The organism is Mesorhizobium sp. BR1-1-6 (assembly GCF_020165355.1).
GTDB lineage: Bacteria > Pseudomonadota > Alphaproteobacteria > Rhizobiales > Rhizobiaceae > Mesorhizobium.
Genome location: NZ_JAIUHZ010000002.1, coordinates 284,047 through 303,319, shown reverse-complemented (window position 1 = coordinate 303,319; position 19,273 = coordinate 284,047). Strand labels below are relative to the sequence as shown.

Annotated in this window: 19 protein-coding genes; 8 read left to right on the top strand and 11 right to left on the bottom strand. The window is 63.7% G+C overall.

Annotated features, from left to right (window positions below):
• Nucleotides 1-6 precede the first annotated feature (6 nt).
• A complete protein-coding gene (gene ychF, locus LB545_RS06680; RefSeq protein ID WP_140496027.1) occupies nucleotides 7-1,110 on the top strand; it encodes a redox-regulated ATPase YchF in 1,104 nt (367 codons plus the stop codon).
• A gap of 143 nt (nucleotides 1,111-1,253) precedes the next feature.
• The gene (locus LB545_RS06675) at nucleotides 1,254-2,159 is read left to right on the top strand and encodes a DMT family transporter (RefSeq protein ID WP_140524960.1); all 906 of its coding nucleotides are present in this window, start codon (nucleotides 1,254-1,256) and stop codon (nucleotides 2,157-2,159) included.
• A gap of 25 nt (nucleotides 2,160-2,184) precedes the next feature.
• Here LB545_RS06675 and guaD read toward each other — a convergent pair whose 3' ends face one another.
• The gene (guaD, locus tag LB545_RS06670; RefSeq protein ID WP_140556092.1) at nucleotides 2,185-3,549 is read right to left on the bottom strand and encodes a guanine deaminase; all 1,365 of its coding nucleotides are present in this window, start codon (nucleotides 3,547-3,549) and stop codon (nucleotides 2,185-2,187) included.
• Nucleotides 3,550-3,684: 135 nt separating this feature from the next.
• On the opposite strand from guaD, the gene LB545_RS06665 reads away from it, so the two are divergent.
• The 4 genes from LB545_RS06665 to LB545_RS06650 all read left to right on the top strand — a co-directional run bounded on the left by LB545_RS06665 (nucleotide 3,685) and on the right by LB545_RS06650 (nucleotide 7,314).
• On the top strand, nucleotides 3,685-5,019 hold the full coding sequence (locus tag LB545_RS06665; protein ID WP_140556094.1) for a uracil-xanthine permease family protein: 1,335 nt from the start codon (nucleotides 3,685-3,687) through the stop codon (nucleotides 5,017-5,019).
• 269 nt (nucleotides 5,020-5,288) lie between these two features.
• Nucleotides 5,289-6,263: a magnesium/cobalt transporter CorA gene (gene corA / locus LB545_RS06660; RefSeq protein ID WP_140516906.1), complete on the top strand. Its 975-nt coding sequence runs from the start codon at nucleotides 5,289-5,291 to the stop codon at nucleotides 6,261-6,263.
• Nucleotides 6,264-6,385: 122 nt separating this feature from the next.
• Nucleotides 6,386-6,856, top strand: a complete 471-nt coding sequence (locus LB545_RS06655) for a MaoC family dehydratase (protein ID WP_224704684.1) — start codon at nucleotides 6,386-6,388, stop codon at nucleotides 6,854-6,856.
• Nucleotides 6,853-7,314, top strand: coding sequence for a MaoC family dehydratase (locus LB545_RS06650; RefSeq protein ID WP_140516910.1), 462 nt, complete (start codon nucleotides 6,853-6,855; stop codon nucleotides 7,312-7,314). Before LB545_RS06655 ends, LB545_RS06650 begins: the two co-directional genes overlap by 4 nt.
• A 44-nt stretch (nucleotides 7,315-7,358) precedes the next feature.
• Here the strand turns inward: LB545_RS06650 and LB545_RS06645 are convergent, their stop codons facing one another.
• The 5 genes from LB545_RS06645 to petA all read right to left on the bottom strand — a co-directional run bounded on the left by LB545_RS06645 (nucleotide 7,359) and on the right by petA (nucleotide 12,205).
• The gene (locus tag LB545_RS06645) at nucleotides 7,359-7,904 is read right to left on the bottom strand and encodes an adenine phosphoribosyltransferase (protein ID WP_140496033.1); all 546 of its coding nucleotides are present in this window, start codon (nucleotides 7,902-7,904) and stop codon (nucleotides 7,359-7,361) included.
• 191 nt (nucleotides 7,905-8,095) lie between these two features.
• Nucleotides 8,096-9,241, bottom strand: coding sequence for an alpha-hydroxy acid oxidase (locus LB545_RS06640; protein ID WP_140496428.1), 1,146 nt, complete (start codon nucleotides 9,239-9,241; stop codon nucleotides 8,096-8,098).
• 185 nt (nucleotides 9,242-9,426) lie between these two features.
• Entirely contained in the window at nucleotides 9,427-10,299 is an 873-nt protein-coding gene (locus tag LB545_RS06635) for a cytochrome c1 (protein ID WP_224704683.1), read from the bottom strand.
• Nucleotides 10,300-10,326: 27 nt separating this feature from the next.
• Complete coding sequence (locus LB545_RS06630; protein WP_140496035.1) at nucleotides 10,327-11,628, bottom strand: cytochrome b; 1,302 nt, start codon at nucleotides 11,626-11,628, stop codon at nucleotides 10,327-10,329.
• A 16-nt stretch (nucleotides 11,629-11,644) separates the two neighbouring features.
• Complete coding sequence (gene petA / locus LB545_RS06625; RefSeq protein WP_140496036.1) at nucleotides 11,645-12,205, bottom strand: ubiquinol-cytochrome c reductase iron-sulfur subunit; 561 nt, start codon at nucleotides 12,203-12,205, stop codon at nucleotides 11,645-11,647.
• Between the two features lie 312 nt (nucleotides 12,206-12,517).
• On the opposite strand from petA, the gene LB545_RS06620 reads away from it, so the two are divergent.
• Together LB545_RS06620 and LB545_RS06615 are read left to right on the top strand one after the other, a co-directional pair.
• Nucleotides 12,518-12,862: a cupin domain-containing protein gene (locus LB545_RS06620; RefSeq protein ID WP_224704682.1), complete on the top strand. Its 345-nt coding sequence runs from the start codon at nucleotides 12,518-12,520 to the stop codon at nucleotides 12,860-12,862.
• Nucleotides 12,863-12,991: 129 nt separating this feature from the next.
• The gene (locus LB545_RS06615; RefSeq protein WP_224704681.1) at nucleotides 12,992-13,876 is read left to right on the top strand and encodes an alpha/beta fold hydrolase; all 885 of its coding nucleotides are present in this window, start codon (nucleotides 12,992-12,994) and stop codon (nucleotides 13,874-13,876) included.
• On the opposite strand, the gene LB545_RS06610 is transcribed toward LB545_RS06615, so the two are convergent.
• The 5 genes from LB545_RS06610 to LB545_RS06590 are packed head-to-tail and all read right to left on the bottom strand — an operon-like array spanning nucleotide 13,857 to nucleotide 18,991.
• Entirely contained in the window at nucleotides 13,857-14,168 is a 312-nt protein-coding gene (locus LB545_RS06610; protein WP_140496039.1) for a DUF6665 family protein, read from the bottom strand. The genes LB545_RS06615 and LB545_RS06610 overlap by 20 nt on opposite strands.
• A 2-nt stretch (nucleotides 14,169-14,170) precedes the next feature.
• Nucleotides 14,171-14,638, bottom strand: a complete 468-nt coding sequence (locus LB545_RS06605) for a GNAT family N-acetyltransferase (protein WP_224704680.1) — start codon at nucleotides 14,636-14,638, stop codon at nucleotides 14,171-14,173.
• Between the two features lie 4 nt (nucleotides 14,639-14,642).
• Complete coding sequence (locus LB545_RS06600) at nucleotides 14,643-16,526, bottom strand: ABC transporter ATP-binding protein (RefSeq protein WP_224704679.1); 1,884 nt, start codon at nucleotides 16,524-16,526, stop codon at nucleotides 14,643-14,645.
• Between the two features lie 13 nt (nucleotides 16,527-16,539).
• Nucleotides 16,540-18,441, bottom strand: coding sequence for an ABC transporter ATP-binding protein (locus LB545_RS06595; RefSeq protein WP_140624170.1), 1,902 nt, complete (start codon nucleotides 18,439-18,441; stop codon nucleotides 16,540-16,542).
• Nucleotides 18,442-18,469: 28 nt separating this feature from the next.
• Nucleotides 18,470-18,991, bottom strand: coding sequence for a hypothetical protein (locus LB545_RS06590; RefSeq protein ID WP_181167235.1), 522 nt, complete (start codon nucleotides 18,989-18,991; stop codon nucleotides 18,470-18,472).
• Nucleotides 18,992-19,273: the final 282 nt, after the last annotated feature.

Below are 19,273 nucleotides of genomic sequence, written 5' to 3'. Positions count from 1 at the left end.
GACAAAATGGGTTTCAAATGCGGCATCGTTGGCTTGCCCAATGTCGGCAAGTCGACGCTTTTCAACGCGCTGACGAGGACGGCCGCCGCGCAGGCCGCCAACTACCCGTTCTGCACCATCGAACCGAACACCGGCGAGGTGGCGGTGCCCGATCCGCGTCTGCAGAAGATCGCCGCGATCGGCAAGTCGAAGGAGATCATCCCAACCCGCATCTCCTTTGTCGACATCGCCGGCCTGGTGCGCGGCGCCTCGAAGGGCGAAGGCCTGGGCAACCAGTTCCTCGCCAACATCCGCGAGGTCGATGCCATCGTGCATGTGCTGCGCTGCTTCGAGGATGACGACATCACCCATGTCGAGGGCCGCATCGACCCGGTCGCCGACGCCGAGACGGTCGAGACCGAACTGATGCTCGCCGACCTCGAGAGCCTCGAACGCCGCATCGCGCAATTCCGCAAGCGCGCGTCCGGCAAGGACAAGGAAGCCTTGACCGTGCTGCCGATGATGGAGGCAGCGCTTGAGCTTCTGCAGGCAGGCAAGCCGACCCGCATCCTGCTCAACGGCATCTCGGCGGAAGACCTGCGCATTCTGCAAGGCTTGAACCTTCTGACCTCACATCCCGTGCTCTACGTCTGCAACGTCGCCGAGGCTGACGCGGCCACCGGCAACGAGCACACCAGGGCCGTGGAGCAGATGGCCGCCGCGCAGGGCGCACGCACCGTCGTTATTTCGGCCGCGATCGAAGCCGAGGTTGCGCAGCTCTCCGACGAGGAAGAGATGGAATTCCTGTCCTCGCTCGGCCTCGACGAGCCCGGCCTGAACAAGGTGATCCGCGCCGGCTACGAATTGTTGCAGCTCATCACCTATTTCACCGTCGGGCCGAAGGAGACGCGCGCCTGGACTGTGCACAAGGGCGCCAAGGCGCCGCAGGCCGCCGGCGTCATCCACACCGATTTCGAGCGCGGCTTCATCCGCGCCCAGACCATCGCCTACAATGATTTCGTCACGCTGGGCGGCGAAGTAGCGGCCAAGGAAGCCGGCAAGGCGCGCGACGAAGGCAAGGAGTATGTCGTCCAGGACGGCGACATCATGCTGTTCAAGTTTAATACGTGATCCTTCGGTCATCTCCGCAGGGACCACAGGCCAGAGTGTGAACAGACCAGGCCGGGTCGCATTCCCGACAGGGTAAGGCCGTGCACGGGCTGCCCTCGCTAGGCCTTTCCGCTATTGGCTCAGTGAACGCGGAAGGGGACCATATGAAAAGGACCATCCCGACCCTGATCGGTTTCTCGGCCATTCTGACCTGGTCGTTCCTCGCGCTGCTGTCGACCGCCGCAGGGCCGATCCCGCCCTTTCAATTGGCGGCAATGACGTTTCTGCTGGGAGGCTCAGTCGGGGCGGCCAGCTGGATTGTCCGCCCGTCGGCGCTCAAGTCGCTACGGCAGCCATGGCAGGTCTGGGCAATCGGCACGGCAGGGCTGTGCATCTATCACTGCGCGTACTTTTTCGCCATCCAGTCCGCCCCGCCGGTCGAGGTGAGCCTGATTGCTTATCTCTGGCCATTGCTGATCGTCGTCTTCGCCGCTTTCCTGCCGGGAGAGCGGCTGAGGTCTCACCACATAGCCGGTGTGATGCTCGGCCTGGCGGGTGCCATCGTCGTCATCACCAAAGGCGGCAGCGTGGGCCTTGCTGACGGCGTGAAGCCGGGCCACGTCATTGCCCTGTTCTGCGCCTTCGTCTGGTCCGGTTATTCCGTCCTGTCGCGCCGTTTCGGCCAGGTGCCGACCGATGTGGTGGCGGTGTACTGCCTGATCACCGCGGCCGTGGCCTTCACTCTCCATCTCGCGCTCGAGATCACTGTCTGGCCGCAGACAATGACGCAATGGAGCGCTATCGTCATTCTAGGCGTGATACCGCTCGGCGCCGGCTTCTACGCATGGGACTATGGCTGCAAGCATGGAGACATCATGATCCTGGGCGCGCTTTCCTATGCCGCGCCGCTGTTCTCGGTGATCGTGCTGCTGCTGGCCGGATTCGGTATCTTTCACTGGTCTGTTGCGCTCGCTTGCGTCCTGATCACGGTCGGCGCGGTGATCGCTGCCAAGGACATGTTGCTGAAGGTGCAAAAACAATCTCTTACCGAGGAACCATCGCGCGCATAGGGCCAGATCTGCGACTGCGACGTGGCTACTGCCCGGCCACCGTCCTTCCGCTCACCCACACCGTGGCGATGTTGGCGCGTGCCGCGTTGAGCACGATCTTCTGGAAGACATCGTCGAGCGTGTCGTCCGCCGGGATGATGTGGATGTTCGAGGCCTTCGCCGTCGTGTCGATCAGCAGCGCGTCGAATTCATGGCCGACGCGAAAGCTGCCCGTCGGCAGGTCGAGCGCTTCGGCACCGCCGGCGGTGGCCAGCCAGAACGCCTCCTGATGCGTGATCGGCGCGCCGGGCGCGCCGCGCTGCGCTGCGTCCATGCCGGCATGGACGCCGCTCTGCAGCGTCCTCGAGGCTGACAGCGCATGCCGGCAGCCGTCGAAGAGCGACGGGCTGTAGCCGCCGGAAATGTCCGTCCCGAGCCCGACATGCATGTGCCGGTCAAGCGCGTCGCGCAGCGGAAACACCGCATTGGCGAAATAGAAGTTGGACAGCGGGCAATGCGCAACCCCAGCCCCCTTCCCCTTGATGAGGTCCATATCCCGCCCGTCGATGAAGTTCGAATGCGCCAGGATGGTGTGGCGCGTCAGCAGGCCGAAACCGTCGAGGCTCGCCGCGTCGGTGCAGCCAAAGCGCGTCTCGACGAATTGCCTTGCCCAATCGCTCTCCGAGCAATGTGTCTGCACGTGGCAGCTAAATTCCGTTGCGAGTTCGCCCAGGCCTTGCAGCGCCGCATCCGTGCAGCTGGGGATGAAGCGCGGCGTGATCACCGGCCGGACCAGCGGTCTTTCGCCGGTATCCAACGATCTGACCGCCTCGATGAAGCGTCTGGTGTCGGAAATGGCGCTTGCCGCGTCGGCATCGCGATAGAAAGACGGGCACTGCTCGGGATCGTCCATCGCCACCTTGCCGACCAAAGCGCGCTGGCCCTTTTCGAGGCATATCTCGGCAAGCGCCAAGCTGGCCTCGACATGGACGGTGGCAAAATAGAGCGCCGTGGTGGTGCCGTTGGCGAGAAGATTGTCGACCAGGTCGGCATAGACCTCGCGGGCGTAGCCGGTGTCGGCATAGCGCGCCTCGAGCGGAAACGTATATTTTTGCAGCCAGACCTCGAGCGGGACGTCCAGTGCCTTGCCCATTTGGGGCCATTGCGGCGCGTGGATGTGCAGGTCGATCAGGCCGGGCAGCAGGAACTGGCCTTCGCCGAGCTCCACTAGGCTGCCCGCCTGGCGGGCATCGCTCTTCCTCGCCGCGTATTCGGGATGGCCGGGTGCGAGAATCTCCGCGATCCGTCCCTGTGCATCGATGCTGAACAGATGGTCCTTCAGCACCTCCAGCCGGCCGCGCTCCGGCGTGTGGAAGGCGGTGCCAAGCAGCGTGAAGGCCTCTCTTGTCATGGATCGCTCCGGTTGCGCTGGCGCGTGTGGCCGTTATTGCATGGCGCGCAAGAAAACAGTTCGCAAACCTTTGCGCCGCTGTCCTTTGGCGCCGACTGATCCCATGATCGGCCGGGAAATTCCAGAGGGGACATCATGGAACGCACTGCACCGGAAATCACTTTGATTGCTCAGCCGGACGATCCGCTGCCACTGGGCAAGGCCGCCCTGCTCGGCCTCCAGCACGTGCTGGCGATGGATGTTTACATCGTGCCGTTCATCATCGCATCGGTCCTGGCCTTCAGCGCGGGCGATGCCGGCGCCTTCATCCAGTCGGCTTTCGTCGCGGCGGGCATCGCCACCCTGATCCAGTCGCAGCTTCTGATGCGCCTGCCGGTGGTGCAGGGGCCGTCCTTTGTGCCGATCGGCGCGGTGCTGGCTATCGCCTTCGGCGCCGGCGGCGGCATTGCCGGTCTTTCCGCGGTGATCGGAGCGCTCATTCCCGGCGCCATACTGGTCATGCTGCTCGGTTCGCCCACGGGAATCTTCCATCGCTTGGTGGACCGCTTTGTTCCGCCCATCGTCGGCGGCGCCATCATCATCGTCGTCGGCATCGCGCTGATGCCGGTCGCACTCCGCGAAAGCGTGTTCGCGGTCCACGGCACTGCCACCGTCGGCGGCAATATCATCCTTGCCTTTGTTGCGGCGGCGGTGCTCGTCGGCTGCATGCTGACCGGCATGGCACTCGGCGCGAAGGGCGCCTGGCTGCGCCTGCTCTCCGTAATCATCGCACTTGTGGCCGGCTGCGTGGCCGCCGCCTCCATGAGCCAACTCAACATGGGAGCGGTCTCCGAGGCGACCTGGTTTTCGATGCCGCGCGTCGCCTTCCTCAACCTCGACGTGACGTTCTCGCTCTCGGCGACGCTCACGATGCTCATCGTCTATATCGTGGTCCTCGCCGAAACCACCGGCACCTGGTTCGCGGTCGGCGCCGTTATCGACAAGCCGCTGTCGAATGAACAGCTCGACAGGGGCGCCACCGGCGAAGGCCTCGGCTGCCTGGTCAGCGCACTGCTTTGCAGCACGCCGGTCACCGGCTATTCGTCGAATGCCGGCATCATCGCCATCACCGGCATCGCCAGCCGCGCCGCTTTCGCCGCGGCAGGCATCTTCCTGGTCCTGTTCGGACTGATCGGCAAACTGTCGGCGGTGATCGCCTCGATCCCGGGCCCGGTCATCGGCGGCGTGTTCGGCGTGCTCTGCGTCGTCATCGCCATGAACGGGTTCCGCGTCGTGCGCGGCACGCCGCTGACGGAAAGGAACATGCTGGTCGTCGGCCTGCCGATCCTGATGGCCCTGTTTGCTACGCTTGCGCCGCCGGATTTCGTCAAGACGCTTCCCGATATCGTGCAGTACATTCTGGGCTCGTCCATCGCCTTTGGCGCCGTCTGGGCCATCGTGCTGCACCAGATCCTGCCGAGCGCCCGATAGGGGCATTCGCAGGCCGGCCCCCGCGGGTCCGGCCTGCTCTCCACGATAAGCCCGAAGCGCGGTCGATGACCCGACCCGTCGAAGCTTTCATGCTGCCGGCTGCTCGACGAATTTTTCTGAGCGCCCCTGGTGTCGGCCCCAAGTCCGGCTTGTCTTGATTTTGTCATGCCGCAAGTCTAAGCGGCGGGCACAGGCTCGGCGCACGAAGGCTAGTGCGATCCGATACGACGCAGCAATCCGAACGCGCTTTCCGGCAAGGAGATCTGGCGATGATCAAGGCTTTCGTCGTGGACAATGATCGCCTGCGTCTCACGGACGATCTCCTGGCCAATGGCGACAAGGTCGTCTGGGCCGATCTCTTCAATCCGACCAAGGACGAAGAGGCTACAATCGAGAATTGGCTCGGCATCGCCATTCCGACCCGCGAGGAGATGGAGGAGATCGAGATTTCCAGCCGCCTCTATATCGAGGACGGCGCCTACTTCATGACCGCCACCTTGCCCGCCCAGACCGACGTCGACGATCCCCTGATCTCGCCGGTCACCTTCGCGCTCGCCGGCAATAGGCTGGTCACCGTGCGCTATCACGAACCGAAAGCGTTCAAGACCTTCCCTTTGCGCGCCGAGAAGGTGGCGACTGGCTGCACCAGCGGCGACACCATCCTGATCGGCCTGCTGGAAGCGATCGTCGACCGGCTCGCCGACATCCTCGAGCGCGCCGGCCGCGACGTCGAAGCGATCTCGCGCGACATTTTCGAGGCGCGATCGACCAAGGTGTCGAAGCGCAACCGTGATTTCCAGGAACTCTTGAAGGGCATCGGCCGCAAGGAGGACATCGCTTCCTCCGTGCGCGACAGCCTGATCTCCTTGCAGCGGCTGGCCGGCTTCCTCGCCCATGTCGCGACCCAGGCCAAGATGAGCAAGGACGTCCGCGCCCGCATCAAGACCTTGTCGCGCGACGTGCTTTCTCTTGCCGACCACGCCACCTTCCTGTCGCAGAAGATCTCCTTCCTGCTCGACGCCACGCTCGGCATGATCTCGATCGAGCAGAACGCCATCATCAAGATCTTCTCGGTCGCCGCCGTCATCTTCCTGCCGCCAACGCTGGTCGCCTCGATCTACGGCATGAATTTCGACGTCATCCCCGAGCTCAAATGGGAGCTCGGCTATCCGTTCGCGATCGCCATGATGGTTCTGTCGGCGATCCTGCCCTTCTGGTATTTCCGCCGCCGCGGCTGGTTATGACGCAACGGCCGGCCGGGCGCCCGCGGCTGGCTCACCAGAAAGGGCTTGACCAAACGCCGTCCGGCCTGCATCCGGGTTGCCGATCCATGTGGATCGCGCGTTCGGCAACCGGATTCCACGCCATGACTGGAAAGACATGGGCCTATGAGGACTTCGTCGAAGGAGCCTCGTTCGACCTCGGCACCAAACAGGTGAGCGCGGCCGAGATCATCGAGTTCGCCAGCGAATTCGATGCCCAGCCGATGCATCTCGACGAGGAGGCCGGCAAGGCAAGCATCCTGGGCGGCCTCTCGGCCTCGGGCTGGCATACCTGCGCCATGTTCATGCGCATGCTATGCGATGCCTTCCTGCTGGACTCGACCTGCCAGGGCGCACCCGGCGTCGATCAGGTCAAATGGAAGAAGCCGGTGCTGGCCGGCGACACGCTCAAGGGCAGCCTCGTCGTCCTGGCCAAGCGTCCTTCGAAATCGAAGCCGCAGCTCGGCTTCGTGACCATGCGCAGCGAGCTGCTCAACCAACGCGGCGAAAGCGTCTTCGAGCTCGAGAATTCCGTCATGTTCCTCACGCGCAATGCCGCAGGGACCCTTGCATGATGCTGGACGAATTCTTCCGCGTCGGCACCACCGTCACGCTGGGCTCGCATACGTTCGAAGCCGAGGCGATCAAGGCCTTCGCCCGCAAATACGACCCCCAGGTCTTCCACGTCGATGAGGATGCCGCGAAGAAGAGCGTGCTGGGCGGGCTGTGTGCGTCCGGCTGGCATACCGCCGCCACCTGGATGAAGCTCAACCTCGAAACCCGCATGGACGCCGAGTGGACCGGCCCTGGCCCGACGCCCGAATTCGGGCCCTCGCCTGGCTTCAAGAACCTGAAATGGCTGAAGCCGGTCTATGCCGGGCAGACCGTGACCTTCACCCGCACCGCCCTTTCCCACCGCCCGATCGCCTCACGTCCGGGCTGGCGGGTGCTGACCTTGCGCTCGGAAGCCTTCGATTCGACCGGCGACAAGGTACTGGAGTTCGAGAGCGCCGTGCTGGTCAAGGTGGAGTAGGCGCCTCTTCCTTCTCCCCAGGGGGAGAAGGAAGAGCTGTTCTCTCAATGCCCCTCGAACCCGATCAGCGTCCGCACCGGCACGCCGAGCGCTTCCAGCTTGGCGCGGCCGCCGAGATCCGGCAGGTCGATGACGAAGCAGGCGGCGAGGATGTCGGCGCCGATCTGGCGCAGGAGATTCACCGCCGCCTCCGCCGTGCCGCCGGTGGCGATCAGGTCGTCGACCAGAATTACTTTCTCGCCCGGCGACACGCCGTCCTTGTGCATCTCCATCTCGTCCAGCCCGTATTCCAGGCTGTAGGCGACGCGCACCGTCTCGTAAGGCAGCTTGCCCTTCTTGCGGATCGGCACGAAGCCGGCCGAGAGCTGATGGGCGACGGCGCCGCCGAGGATGAAGCCGCGCGCTTCGATGCCGGCGATCTTGTCGATCTTCTCGCCGGCATAGGGATGCACCAGCTCATCGATGGCGCGGCGGAAAGCGCGCGCATTGCCCAGCAGCGTGGTGATGTCGCGGAACAATATGCCGGGCTTGGGATAGTCCGGAATGGTGCGGATCGCCGCCAGCAGCGTGTCTTCGAGCGAAGGTTTCATGAGGCGGCTCCGGGTGGTCCAGTTTCGGCGGAAAGGCGTGAAATGGCGCAGCGCCAAATCCTATCCCGGCGCGACCGACAACGGCTAGCGCGATGTGGCGGCCGAGACAAGCGCATCCGGCGAAAGGAGCACATACGTCCAAGGGCTTGCCTCTGCCGGCGCTGCGATCTTTCGCATCGAAGCAATGGCCATCACCGAAAACGCAAATTCTGGCGGGTCAACTGTTCGATCGAGCTGCACCCCATCAGCTTCATGCCGCGTTCGATCTCGATGCGCATCTGTTCGAGTGCGCGTTCGACGCCAGGCTGGCCCGCCGCCGCCAGCGGAAACAGATAGTAGCGTCCGACGCCGACGGCCTTGGCGCCGAGCGACAGCGCCTTTAGCACATGCGTGCCGCGCTGCACGCCGCCATCCATGATGACGTCGATCTGGTCGCCGACCGCATCGACGATCTCGGCGAGCTGGTCGAAAGCCGCGCGCGAACCGTCCAGTTGCCGGCCGCCATGGTTCGACAGCACGATGCCCTTGCAGCCGATCTCGACGGCGCGTCTGGCATCCTCCACCGACATGACGCCCTTGAGGCAGAACGGTCCCGGCCAAAGCCTCACCATCTCGGCGACGTCGTCCCACGTCATCGACGGATCGAGCATTTCGGTGAAGTAGCGGCTGATCGACATCGTGCCGCCGCCCATGTCGATATGCTCGTCCAGCTGCGGCAGCTTGAACGCCTCATGCGTGAAATAGTTGATCGCCCAGGCAGGCTTCATCGCGAACTGCGCCATTCCCGCCAGGTTGAGCTTGAAGGGAATCGCAAAACCGGTGCGCTTGTCGCGCTCGCGGTTTCCCCCGGTGATGCTGTCGACGGTCAGCATCATCACTTCGACGCCGATCTCCCGCGCCCGCTGCATCATCGCCCGGTTGAGGCCGCGATCGCGATGGAAGTAGAACTGATAGACCTGCGGGCCGCTGCTGATTTTTCGGACTTCCTCGAGGCTGACCGTGCCGAGCGAGGAAACTCCGAACATGGTGCCGTATTTTGCAGCGGCCCTGGCGACCGCCCGTTCGCCGTGATGGTGGAACAGCCGCTGGAGAGCGGTCGGCGAACAGTAGAACGGCATCGCCAGCTTCTGGCCCATGACGGTCACCGACATGTCGACCTCGCTCACCCCGCGCAGCACGTTGGGAACGAGATCGCAGGTTTCGAAGCTCTCGGTGTTGCGGCGATAGGTGACCTCGTCGTCCGCCGCGCCGTCGATGTAGTTGAAGATCGGCCCCGGCAGCCGCCGCTGCGCCATGCGGCGGAAATCGGAGAAGTTGTGGCAGTCGCTGAGCCGCATCATGGAACCCCAAACGCCCTATAGGCGGCAAAGCCTCGCCGCCGTCGGGGCGTCGAATAGCAATCGCCTGCCGCGCTGCCAACCGGCTTGTTCGACAACAAAGCGATCACCTCACGCGCCAGCCTCTTCGGCAAGCAAAAAGGGCGCTTCGCGGGCGCCCTTTCTTCAATCTCCGGCCGCGCGGCTTAGTGCGCGACTGCTTCCCAAACCTTGCGCTTGGTCATGTAGACCAGTGCGCCGAACAGGAGCAGGAACACCAGCACCCGGAAGCCGGTTTTCTTGCGGGCTTCCATATGCGGCTCAGCCGCCCACGCCAGGAAAGCGGCGACGTCGCGGGAGTACTGGTCGACGGTCTGCGGCGCGCCGTCGTCATAAGTCACCTGGCCGTCGGAAAGCGGCTTGGGCATCTTCAGCGACACGCCGGACATGAAGTACGGATTGTAGTGCGTGCCTTCCGGGATGACCATTCCAGCCGGAGGCGTCTGGTCGTAGCCGGTCAGCAGCGAGTGGATGTAGTCAGGGCCGCCGGCATCATACTGGGTGAAGATGTCGAAGACGAACTGCGGAAAGCCGCGCTCCACGCCCCGCGCCTTGGCCAGCAGCGACATGTCGGGCGGGGCTGCGCCGCCATTCGAGGCTGCCGCGGCTTCCTCATTGGCGAACGGCGCCGGGAAATGGTCCGACGGCTTGCCGGGACGGTCGAACATGTCGCCGGCGTCGTTGGGGCCGTCATGGATGGTGTACTCGGCCGCCAGCGTCTTGATCTGTGCGTCGGAATAGCCGAGGTCCGAAAGCGTGCGGAATGCCACCAGGTTCATCGAATGGCAGGCCGAGCAGACTTCCTTGTAGACCTTGAGGCCGCGCTGCAGCTGCGCCTTGTCATAGGTGCCGAACGGGCCGGTGAAGCTCCATTCCATTTCCTTCGGTTCGTTGATCGGGAAATGCGTCGGCGCCGCCGCGTTATGCGCCTCTTCGGCCGCGGTCGCCCAGGTGCCCGTAGCCCCAAGGCCGGCGGCCACAAGGCCGATCAGCGCAAGCGAGGTGAGAATCTTTTTCATGCCAAATCCCCTTAGATTCTCTACCGCTCAGCCCTTGGTCTCAGGTGCGGCCGTGGCGCCCGCCGGATGCCCGCTGCCGCCCTTGTTCTTCTCGAGCACCGCCTCGGTGATCGAGTTCGGCAGCCTGCGTGGCGTCTCGATCAGGCCGAGCACCGGCATGATGATCAGGAAGAAGGCGAAGTAGAACAGCGTCGCCATCTGCGCCATGAACACGTAGCTGCCTTCCGCCGGCTGCGAGCCCAGCCAGCCAAGCAGGATGGCATCGGCCACGAACAGCCAGAAGAACAGCTTGTACCAGGGCCGGTAGACCGCCGAGCGCACCTTGGAGGTGTCGAGCCACGGCACCAGGAACAGCATGGCGATGGCGCCGAACATGCACAGCACGCCGCCGAGCTTGGAGTTGATCGGCCCGATGTTGAAGGTAATGGCGCGCAGGATCGCGTAGAACGGCAGGAAGTACCATTCCGGAACGATGTGGGCCGGCGTCTTCAGCGGGTTGGCGACCGTGTAGTTGTCGGGGTGGCCGAGATAGTTCGGCAGGTAGAAGACGAAATAGGCGAAGAAGAACAGGAACACGATCATGCCGAACGCGTCCTTGATGGTCGCGTAAGGGGTGAAGGCGACGGTGTCGGTCTTCGACTTCACCTCGATGCCGGTCGGGTTCGACTGGCCCACGACATGCAGCGCCCAGATGTGCAGCACGACCACGCCGGCGATCATGAACGGCAGCAGGTAATGCAGCGCGAAGAAGCGATTGAGGGTCGGATTGTCGACCGCGAAACCGCCGAGCAAAAGCTGCTGGATCCAGTCGCCGACCAGTGGAATGGCGCTGAAGAAGCCGGTGATGACGGTGGCGCCCCAGAAACTCATCTGGCCCCACGGCAGCACGTAGCCCATGAAGCCGGTCGCCATCATCAGGAGGTAGATGATGCAGCCGAGGATCCACAGCAGCTCGCGCGGCGCCTTGTAGGAGCCGTAATAGAGGCCGCGGAAGATATGGATGTAGACCGCGACGAAGAAGAACGACGCGCCGTTGGCATGCATGTAGCGCAGCAGCCAGCCGGAATTCACGTCGCGCATGATCTTTTCGACCGAATCGAAAGCCAGATTGGTGTCGGACGTGTAGTGCATGGCCAGCACGATGCCGGTCAGGATCTGCGCCACCAGCATGATCGACAGGATGCCGCCGAAGGTCCAGGCATAGTTGAGGTTGCGCGGCACCGGATAGGCCACGAAGCTGTCATAGATCAGCCGCGGCAGAGGCATGCGCGCATCGAACCAGCGCTCGATACCGGTCTTGGGCGTATAGGTCGAGTGTCCCTCGCTCATCGAAATATCCCCTGCCTCAACCGATAAGGATCTTGGTATCGGAAATGAACTTGAATACCGGCACAGCCATGTTCTCGGGCGCCGGGCCTTTGCGGATGCGGCCGGCGGTATCGTATTGCGAACCGTGGCACGGGCAGAACCAGCCGCCGAAATCGCCTTCCTGGCCGAGCGGAATGCAGCCCAGATGCGTGCAGACCTGAACCATCACCATCCAGGCTTCCTTGCCGGGCGTGGTGCGGTTGGCGTCGGTCGCCGGCGCGTCGGCCGGCAGGTTGGCGTTGCGGGCGATCGGATCCTTGAGATCGGCGAGATTGACGGCCTCGCCGTCCTTCATCTCCTTTTCGGTGCGGTTGCGCACCACGACCGGCTTGCCGCGCCACTTGACGATCAGCGACATGCCCGGCGTCAGCGAGGAGACGTCGACCTCGACCGAGGCGAGCGCCAGCGTCGAGGCATCGGGGCGCATCTGGTCGATGAACGGCCACGCGACGGCGCCCGCGCCGACCACGGCGGCCATGCCGGTGGCGACGTAGAGAAAATCTCGACGGTTGGGATCCTGGGTGTCGGTTGCGCTCACGGGTGCCTGATCCTTTCGCCTCTTCCGTGCCGGTGGGCGAGCCTTGTTCCCCGCTCATTCACGCCAACCCGACAGCGCATGGCGAACAGGCTAGCGAATTCCTCCGGCATTTGGACTTCGGTTTATGCGTGAAGCCCGTTTTTGTCCAGACGGGTGAAGGCACAAGGGCAGATTGTCGCGGGGACGAAATCCGGCACCGCGCGACAAGGCGGCGGATGACCGTGAAACACCGCCAAACAGCTGGGAAACAGTAGCGAATCCGGGGGCCAGCTTCGCCTCGACACCTGGCTCCGGGGGGTCTATCCTGCCCCCATGGCGCAGGTCATAGACCGCGAGGAATGGGCTGTTCGCCCCGACCGCTGGAAGGGCGAGTTGCAATGTGCCCCCTACGGTTCCAACTCCTGCCTGATCTTCAACTACCTGCCGGAGACCGGCGGCGGACCGCGCCTGCATTCCCATCCCTACGCCGAGATCTTCATCATCCGCCAGGGCATCGGCCTGTTCACGGTCGGCGATGAGGAGATCGAGGCCTCCGCCGGCCAGATCGTCATCGTGCCGCCCGGCACGCCGCACAAATTCACCAATCTCGGCCCCGGCCCGCTGGAAACGACCGACATCCACGAGAACGGCACTTTCATTACCCAGTGGCTGGAATGATCCAGGCCCAGGTGATTCCTGGAAAAGTATGAATCGGTTTGCGTCCGCAAACGGGTCAAACAATCCAGCCCTGTCGGTCTTCCGATCGCCGCCTAGATCTATGGCATAGGCAGCCGGCAGGGCCAGGACATGCAAACCTCGAACATCGAAATCGAAGGGCTGAGCATAGCGATCCGCGAGGCAGGCCCGGCTGAAGCGCCTGCATTCCTGCTGCTGCATGGGTGGCCGCAAAGCTCCTATGCGTTCGAAGGGGTGATCGGCCGGCTGGCTGCCGAGTACCGTGTCGTCGCACCTGACCTGCCCTGCATCGGCGGCTCGCAAGGCATGCCTGAGGCCGGCGACAAGAGAACTCTGGCGAGGCTGATGAGAGGCGTTGCCGAGGCCTGCGGGCTGCGGCACCTCTTGGCGGCCGGTCATGATGTCGGCGGCCAGATCGTGTTCGCCCTGCTGCGCGACCATCCCGAGATCCTTTCCGGCGCGGCGATCATGGATGTCGCTGTTCCGGGTGTCGCGCCATGGGAAGAGGTCATTCGCAATCCGCGGATCTGGCACTTTGCCTTCCATGCCGTCCCGGCGCTGCCGGAAACGCTGGTGAGCGGCCACCAAAGCACCTATTTCGACTTCTTCTTCAATGTGCTTTCGAAGGATCGGACATCGATCCCGGCGCAGGCCAGGGAAATCTATGCGAGAGCCTATTCCCGGCCTGAAAGCCTCCAGGCCGGTTTCGATTGGTATCGCGCCTTCCCCGAAGATGCCAAAGCCAATGCTGCACGGCCCGCGACGCCTACAGCGATTCCGGTGCTGTATCTCAGGGGCTCGGCCGAGTCCGGCGACATCGGCGACTATGTCGAGGGCCTCAGGGCCGCCGGGCTTTCGAATATCGAGGGCGACATCATTGCCGACAGCGGGCACTTCATCGCCGATGAGAACCCGGAGGCGCTCGCCGCCCGCCTGGCGAGATTCCACAGGGAGATCGGCGCGGCAAGCGCCAGCCTTACATCGCGCCAAGCCTGACCAGCACGGCCTTCGGGATGTTGTATTCGCGGATGACGGCATCGTGCTTTCGAAGACCGCACAGTTCGCGCTGGATGAAGTAGCCATGCACCGCAACCGCCGCCTCCTTGAGCAGCCGGGGACGCAACTGCTCGTCGCCATTGTTGCGCAGTCGGGCCAGCGTTTCTTCGACGCGTTGTCCGGCGCGGCCGAGTGCCGCCGCCTTCTCGGCAAGGACTTCATGGCCGAGCGCGTCGAAGGCGGCTTCGGCGGCCGAGGCGCTGGTCAGACGGGACGGCGGGCGCAGGGACATTTTCAACCTCCCTTCTCGAAGATCATCCGGTGCGTGACGAATTCTTCGCCCGCCACCGGCGCGAAGCCAAGCCGCTCATAGAAGCCGAAGGCTTCCTGCGGCGCACGGGTGTTGAGCACGGTGAAATAGTGGCGTGCCCTGTCGACAACGGTCTCAACCAGCATGCGGCCAAGGCCGGTGCGCCGATGGCGCGCGCCGACGAACAGATGCCGGACCCGGCCATGGTTCCTGCCCTCGAAATAGGGATCGATGTTCAGCCCGCACACGCCGGCGAGTTCGCCGCCGTGCCATGCTCCGAACAGTGCCTCGCCGTGTTTCAGGAACTTGTTGCGGCCGCTTGTCCAGCCGTCGCGAAGCCGCACCAGCATCCAGTAGCCTTCCCGCCGGCTCTCTTCCATCAGCGCATCGAAGGCCGGTGTCGTCGGCCGCAGCCGTTTCAGCAGATAGTCGGTCTCATGCGTCGCGCCCATGCCGCTACTCCGCCGGCCGCGTCTCTTCCAGCACGGCTTCCTCATGATAGAGGAAGCCGCCGGACTGACGCTTCCACAGCCGCGCGTAGAGCCCGTCGAGCGCCACCAGTTCATCATGCGTGCCTTGTTCGACAATGCGGCCGCCGTCGAGCACGACGAGGCGGTCAAGCGCGGCGATCGTCGACAGCCGGTGGGCGATGGCTATGACCGTCTTGCCTTCCATCAGCCGCGCCAGGTTTTCCTGGATTGCCGCCTCGATGTCGGAATCAAGTGCCGAGGTCGCCTCGTCCAATATCAGGATCGGTGCATCCTTGAGGAAGACACGCGCGATCGCCACGCGCTGGCGCTGGCCGCCCGACAGTTTGATGCCGCGCTCGCCCACATAGGCCTCGTAGCCCTGTCGGTCGCGATTGTCGCGCAAGGTCAGGATGAAATCATGCGCCTCAGCTTTCCTGGCCGCCGCGATCACTTGCGCGTCGGTGGCGTCGGGCATGCCGAGTTTGATATTGTCGCGCAGCGAACGGTGGAAAAGCGCTGTGTCCTGACTGACGACGCCGATATTGGCGCGCAGCGAATTTTGCGTCACCTGCGAGACATCCTGGCCGTCGATGGCGATCTTTCCGCCTTCGAGTTCGTACAGCCGCAGGATAAGGTTGGCGAGCGTGGTCTTGCCGGCGCCGGACGGCCCGACCAGCCCGACCTTCTCGCCCGGCCGCACCACGAGATCGATGCCGTTGAGCACGCCGAACCCCTTGCCGTAGTGGAACTCGACATTCTTCACCTCGATGCGCCCGCCGGCCACGACCAGTTCCCGGGCGTCGGGTGCGTCGACCAGACCGAGCGGCTGCGAGATCAGCGCCTTGGAATTCTCCAGCACGCCGAGATTGCGCAGGATGCTGTTGAGCTGCATCATCAGCCGGCCAAGCAGCATGTTGAGCCGCAGCACCAGCGACAGCGTGAAGGCGACCGCCCCGACGGTGATCGAGCCCTCGACCCAGAGATAGACGGCAAAGCAGCCGATCGCCGTGATCATGATGCCCGACAGCGTCGTCAGCGCCATGCGCACGCCGGTCAGCCGGCGCGTGAACGGGCGCAACGCGTCGAGATAGATGTCGAAGCCGCTCCTGATGTAGCGGTCGTCGCCATCGGCGGAGAACAGTTTCAGCGTCTGCACGTTGGAGTAGGAATCGACGATGCGGCCGGTGATCATCGACCCCGCCTCGGCGGTCGCCTCGGCATGTTTGCGGATTGCCGGCAGATAGAGCCTGGCCAGCCAGGCGAAGGCGGCGATCCAGATCAGCACCAGCACTGCGAGCCTGATATCGAGCCCCGCGACCAGCGCCAGCGTCGTCACCGTATAGACGATCATGAACCAGACGACCTCGATGAAGCTTTCCATCAGGTCGCCGGTCGCTTGCCCAGCCTGCCAGACTTTTGTCGCGATGCGGCCGGCGAAATCGTTCTGGAAGAAGGAGTAGGACTGGCGCGACACGTGCCGGTGCGCCTGCCAACGCACCAGGTTGTAGAAGCCAGGCGTGATCGTCTGCTCGTCGACCAGGGCCGACAGGCCGACGACGATGGTGCGGACGACCAGCACCACGACGATCATGAACACAAGTTCCGGCCCGGCGGCCGTCCACAGCGCATGCCAGCTGCGTTCGCCGGGAAGCTGGTCAAGAATGTCGACCAGCCGCCCGACAAAGTAGAACAGCCCGGCCTCGACCAGCGGCGCGATGCCGCCGATGACCAGCATGGCGAAGAAGGCGAACTTGGCCTGGCCGACATAGTGCCAGAGAAAACCGGCGACGCCGGACGGCGGCCGAAGATTCGTGGGCTCCCTGAACGGATAGACCCAGTTCTCGAACCAGCGATAGACGGCTGTCATCATGCGGCGGCGGCCATCATTCAGCGGCTTGTCCCTTTGCGCCAACGTCATTGGCAACAACGTCGCTTGCGGCACCGATCGGGCCGTCATCCAGCAGGAAACCGCCCGACTGGCGCTGCCAGAGCTGCGCGTAGAGCCCGCCCTTGGCCACCAATTCCTCGTGCGAACCTTCCTCGATGACGCGTCCCTGGTCCATCACCACAAGCCTGTCCATCGCCGCGATGGTCGACAGCCGGTGGGCGATGGCGATGACAGTCTTGCCTTGCATGAGCTTGTAGAGGTTCTCCTGGATGGCCGCTTCCGCCTCGGAATCCAGCGCCGACGTCGCCTCGTCAAGGATAAGTATGGGCGCGTCCTTCAACATAACGCGAGCGATGGCGATGCGTTGCCGCTGGCCGCCGGACAGTTTGACGCCGCGGTCGCCGACATAGGCGTCGAATCCCTTGCGGCCGCTATGGTCCGAAAGCCCGGCGATGAAGTCCAGCGCCTCGGCGCGCCGCGCAGCCTCGACAAGCATGTCGTCGCTGGCGTCGGGCCGGCCATAGAGGATGTTTTCGCGCACCGAACGATGCAGCAACGAGGTGTCTTGCGTGACCATGCCGATCTGGGCGCGCAGTGAATCCTGTTTCACCGCTGCGATCTCCTGGCCGTCGATCAGGATACGGCCGGCTTCGAGGTCGTAGAATCGCAGCAAAAGGTTGACCAGCGTCGACTTGCCGGCGCCGGAGCGGCCGACAATGCCGACCTTCTCGCCCGGTTTCACCACCAGCGACAGGTTCTCGATGACGCCCTTCTGCTTGCCATAGTGGAAGCGGATGTCCTCGAAGCGTATCTCGCCTTTGGAGACCGTGATCTCCTTCGCACCGGGCCTGTCCTCGACAAGGCGCGGCAGCGAAATCGAGGCGATGCCGTCCTGCACCGTGCCGATATTCTCGAACAGGCCCGACATTTCCCACATGATCCACTGCGACATGCCCCACATCCGCAGAACCAGGCCGATGACCACGGCGACCGCGCCGATCGTCACCGCCTGGCCCAGCCACAGCCACAACGAGATGGCGGTAACCGAGAACAGGAGAAGCGCATTCAGGATGTAGAGCGAGCCGAACAGCACCGTCACCAGCCGCATCGACCGGTAGACCGTGTCGAGGAAGCCCATCATGCCCTCCTTGGCGAAGGAGGCCTCGCGGCGGGCATGGCTGAACAGCTTGACCGTCTGGATGTTGGAGTAGCTGTCGACAACGCGGCCGGTCATGACCGAGCGCGCATTGGCCTGTTCCTCGCCGACCTTGCCCAGCCGAGGAATGAAATAGCGCAGCAGAAGGATGTAGCCGACCATCCAGACGCCGAGCGGTGCGGCCAGCCGCCAGTCGGCCGAGCCGACGATGAGCAGCATGCCGAGGAAATAGACGATGACGTAGTTCAGGACGTCGATCACCTTGATCACGCATTCGCGCACGGCGAGTGCCGTCTGCATCAGCTTGGTGGCGATGCGGCCTGCGAATTCGTCCTGGTAGAAGCTCATCGACTGCTTGAGCAGATAGCGATGCACCTGCCAGCGGATACGCATGGGATAGTTGCCCATCAGCGTCTGCTGGTTGAGCAGCGAATGCAGCCATACCGTGCCAGGCAGCGCGAACAGCACGATAAAGGCCATGCTGGCGAGCTTCCAGCCCTCCGTCTGCAGGAAGGTTTCGCGGTTCTGCGCCGAAAGCCAGTCGACGATGCGGCCGAGGAAGCCGAACATCCACACTTCCGCGATGGCGATTGCCGCCACCAGCACCGCATCGACCAGGATATAGGGCCATGCGCCGCGCGTGTAATGCAGGCAGAAGGCAACCAGCGTCTTGGGCGGCTCGACCGGCTCCGCGCCCGGGAACGGATCGAGCCTTTTTTCAAACCAGCTAAACAACAACATAGGTCATGCTCATGAAATCTGTTTCCGCTCACGCGGCGCGTGAACGTACGAAGTCCTCGGACCGCATGGCGCCGAGGGCCGACGGTCCGGAATCATCCGGACCGTCGGCCCTGCTTCGCGCTATATAGGGGTTCGCGGGCTTTTCGCCGACAGGCTCTTTTGTTGATCCTGACGGTGCGGTGTCGACAAGGCGAATCTTCGCGCCCGGCCGGATCGCCCGGATGATACGGCGCACCAACGAGGGCCGGCTCGGGTCGGGAACCGCGCGCGAGAAATCGACATCGGGCAGCATGCCGCGATGCGGACGCCGGCGAACCTCGGCGTGGACCGCCGACGAATAGGTTTCGCCGATCAGCAGCGCCCAGGTCGGCAGCCGGTGGATATGCAGGCTCCTCGAGCCCGGTATTCTGTAGGGATCGAACATCGGTCCGTCCTCCGTGTGAAAATAGAGATAAAAAGGGTGCTCGACGTCCTGCCGCGGGATCGGCGGCTGATCAGTCGAGACGCGTTGGGGCGGGGCCATCGGCCCCTTCGGCAGCTTGAAAAACATCGCAGGATTCCTTCGAAGACCAGGGAATGGTTTCGGCGGAAATCGGTGCGGAAGCGTCTAAGAGATCAGGAGAACCGTCGTACCGAAACCGCCACCGGGCATGTAAGCCCACGGAGAGGGTGCTGGATGTGCATGGTCATCATGAATTACCCCTCCTTCGGTTCGGGTTGACAATGTACGCTGTATACCCGACTTCGCAGAAAATGGCCACCCGCAGGTCCAGCAATTTCCAAAACCGCGAAGCCGCTGTGGCCGATTTGCCACTTAATAGAAGGATGCGGA

Bases quoted from the DNA above. Each gene is read 5' to 3' on its own strand.
- ychF (WP_140496027.1), top strand. From the start codon at position 7: ATGGGTTTCAAATGCGGCATCGTTGGCTTGCCCAATGTCGGCAAGTCG.
- LB545_RS06675 (WP_140524960.1), top strand. From the start codon at position 1,254: ATGAAAAGGACCATCCCGACCCTGATCGGTTTCTCGGCCATTCTGACC.
- guaD (WP_140556092.1), bottom strand. From the start codon at position 3,549: ATGACAAGAGAGGCCTTCACGCTGCTTGGCACCGCCTTCCACACGCCG.
- LB545_RS06665 (WP_140556094.1), top strand. From the start codon at position 3,685: ATGGAACGCACTGCACCGGAAATCACTTTGATTGCTCAGCCGGACGAT.
- corA (WP_140516906.1), top strand. From the start codon at position 5,289: ATGATCAAGGCTTTCGTCGTGGACAATGATCGCCTGCGTCTCACGGAC.
- LB545_RS06655 (WP_224704684.1), top strand. From the start codon at position 6,386: ATGACTGGAAAGACATGGGCCTATGAGGACTTCGTCGAAGGAGCCTCG.
- LB545_RS06650 (WP_140516910.1), top strand. From the start codon at position 6,853: ATGATGCTGGACGAATTCTTCCGCGTCGGCACCACCGTCACGCTGGGC.
- LB545_RS06645 (WP_140496033.1), bottom strand. From the start codon at position 7,904: ATGAAACCTTCGCTCGAAGACACGCTGCTGGCGGCGATCCGCACCATT.
- LB545_RS06640 (WP_140496428.1), bottom strand. From the start codon at position 9,241: ATGCGGCTCAGCGACTGCCACAACTTCTCCGATTTCCGCCGCATGGCG.
- LB545_RS06635 (WP_224704683.1), bottom strand. From the start codon at position 10,299: ATGAAAAAGATTCTCACCTCGCTTGCGCTGATCGGCCTTGTGGCCGCC.
- LB545_RS06630 (WP_140496035.1), bottom strand. From the start codon at position 11,628: ATGAGCGAGGGACACTCGACCTATACGCCCAAGACCGGTATCGAGCGC.
- LB545_RS06620 (WP_224704682.1), top strand. From the start codon at position 12,518: ATGGCGCAGGTCATAGACCGCGAGGAATGGGCTGTTCGCCCCGACCGC.
- LB545_RS06615 (WP_224704681.1), top strand. From the start codon at position 12,992: ATGCAAACCTCGAACATCGAAATCGAAGGGCTGAGCATAGCGATCCGC.
- LB545_RS06610 (WP_140496039.1), bottom strand. From the start codon at position 14,168: ATGTCCCTGCGCCCGCCGTCCCGTCTGACCAGCGCCTCGGCCGCCGAA.
- LB545_RS06605 (WP_224704680.1), bottom strand. From the start codon at position 14,638: ATGGGCGCGACGCATGAGACCGACTATCTGCTGAAACGGCTGCGGCCG.
- LB545_RS06600 (WP_224704679.1), bottom strand. From the start codon at position 16,526: ATGATGACAGCCGTCTATCGCTGGTTCGAGAACTGGGTCTATCCGTTC.
- LB545_RS06595 (WP_140624170.1), bottom strand. From the start codon at position 18,441: ATGTTGTTGTTTAGCTGGTTTGAAAAAAGGCTCGATCCGTTCCCGGGC.
- LB545_RS06590 (WP_181167235.1), bottom strand. From the start codon at position 18,991: ATGTTTTTCAAGCTGCCGAAGGGGCCGATGGCCCCGCCCCAACGCGTC.